Origin of the sequence: Kitasatospora sp. NPDC007106 (assembly GCF_040634455.1) — a bacterium.
Classification (GTDB): Bacteria; Actinomycetota; Actinomycetes; order Streptomycetales; family Streptomycetaceae; genus Kitasatospora; species Kitasatospora arboriphila.
The window spans coordinates 1-1,590 of sequence record NZ_JBEYFP010001149.1; the positions used below are offsets into that span (position 1 = coordinate 1).

Below are 1,590 nucleotides of genomic sequence, written 5' to 3' on the forward strand. Positions count from 1 at the left end.
CCCGGCGCGCCGCCGCGGCCGCCGCCGAGGGGCCGCCGACGGCCACCGCGCTCACCGCCAGGACACCCTGGCTCGGCTGGTACGCCATGACGGTGGTGGTCCTCGCCGGCATCGTGATCTCGCACCCGCTGACCCCGATCATGACGATCAGCGTCCTCGCCATGCTCAGCCTGCCGCGCCGCAACCGGCGGACCGTCCTGCCGGTACTGGGCGCCGCCGTCGCGATGACCTTCGCCTGGGACTACACGGTCGCCCACAGCTACCTGGCGCAGAACGCCAACCAGCTGATCGCCGGCCTCAGCGCCACCAACAGCAACGTCCGCCCACCGGGCCAGCTGAGGTTCGGCACCATCGCGCCCGGCCAGGCGATGGTCGCCCGGCTCTCCCTCGGCATGTGCGCGGTGCTCGGCCTGCTCGCCGTCGTCGCGCTGGTCTCGCAGCGCTGGGTCCGCCGCACCGGCCTGATCGCCGTGCTGTTCGGCCCGCTGCCGCTGCTGCTGGGCAACAGCTACGGCGGCGAGATGATCCTGCGCGCCTACCTGTTCGTCCTCCCGGCGACGGCCTTCCTGGCCGGCACGGTCGTGCTGCGCAGCGGCCGGAGGCCCGTCCTGCACCGCGCCCTCGCCGCCGCCGCGGCGGGCGCGCTCGCCCTCGGCATGTTCGGCAACTACTACAGCAAGGAGGCGATGAACTACTTCAGCCCGCAGGAGGTCGCGGCCCTGAAGCAGGTCACCGCGGACGCCCCGTCGGGCACGCGCATCGTCTCCGTCACCGGCGACCTCCCCGGCGGCGAGTTCAACTACGACGACCGCACCCGGGTGATCCTCAGCCAGCTGTCGGCGGAGGAACAGCGCATCATGCTCGCCGACCCGTTGCCGCTGCTGCGCCGCGAGCTGACCGTCCCGGTGGTGCCCGGGCCGTCGTTCCTGGTGCTCACCCGCGCCCAGGCCGAGGCCCTCCGGCTGACCGGGGCGCTGCCCGAGGACACCGTCCGGCGGCTGGCCGGACTCGCGGCCGGATCACCGGAGTTCCGCGCCGTCTACACCAGCCCCGACGCGGTGGTCTACCAGTACACCGCGCCGTCCGCCGGCGTCGTCGGCGAGGTCGCGCCGCCGTGGGGCACCGGCGGCAGCACCGACCAGCAGAATCCCACCGGGAGGCAGCCGTGAACAGCTTCGCCGGTCCGGCGGTGCGGTGCGTGCTCGCCGGCCTCGCCTGGGCCGGGGCCGCGGCCACCGTGCTGCCCGCGGGCCGCGTCCGCACCGTCCTCGCCGCCGTCGCCGTGCTGGCCGTCCCGGGCACCGCCCTGGTGCTGCGGTGCCGCTGGCCCGCGCGCTCCCGGTACGCGCCGACGGCGGCCGTGGTGCCCGCCGTCGCCTGCAGTGCCGTCCTTTCCGCGGTCGCCGCCGCCCCGCTGCTGCTCACCCACACCTTCACGGCCCGCCGGGTGCTGGTGGAGCTGGCCGTCCTCACCACCCTGCTGGTGCTGCCCTACCCGCGGCGGGGGGGGGCGCCCCCCCCCCCCCCCCCCCCCCCCCCCCCCATAGGAATTGCCCACCGATGAAAAACACTAACCACAAAAAATTTATT

1 protein-coding gene and 1 pseudogene are annotated in these 1,590 nt (G+C 74.6%); both read left to right on the top strand.

Features of this window, described 5'->3' with window-relative positions; translation table 11 throughout:
- Nucleotides 1-1,169 (top strand): annotated as a pseudogene (locus ABZ641_RS36640) (glycosyltransferase); the annotation flags it as partial.
- Entirely contained in the window at nucleotides 1,166-1,564 is a 399-nt protein-coding gene (locus ABZ641_RS36645) for a hypothetical protein (RefSeq protein ID WP_359988864.1), read from the top strand. The pseudogene ABZ641_RS36640 and the gene ABZ641_RS36645, both read left to right, overlap by 4 nt.
- Nucleotides 1,565-1,590 lie beyond the last annotated feature (26 nt).